Here is a 295-nt window from a genome sequence, read left to right on the forward strand (position 1 = left end):
CAAACACCTGATCCAGAATGTGATTTAGACTATGTCCCAAATGTTGCTAGAAAGCAGGCAGTTCAAGCAACATTTGGGACATAGTCTAAATCACATTCTGGATCAGGTGTTTGTAAATTGATTGTTGGTGGTAAAACAGAATCTCTTAAAGTCAATACGGTAAAAATAGCTTCAACTCCACCAGCTGCTTCAAGCAAATGACCTGTCATCGACTTCGTCGAACTGACTGCGAGCTTATAAGCATGCTCACCGAACACTTCCTTTATTGCTAATGTCTCAAATTTATCATTGTAAT

Annotated in this window: 1 pseudogene; it reads right to left on the reverse strand. The window is 39.0% G+C overall.

Features of this window, described 5'->3' with window-relative positions:
• Positions 1-65 precede the first annotated feature (65 nt).
• Positions 66-295: pseudogene (locus PZE06_RS28270) on the reverse strand (beta-ketoacyl-[acyl-carrier-protein] synthase II); the annotation flags it as partial.

Source organism: Robertmurraya sp. DFI.2.37 (assembly GCF_029211245.1).
Lineage (GTDB): Bacteria > Bacillota > Bacilli > Bacillales > Cytobacillaceae > Robertmurraya > Robertmurraya methanolica_A.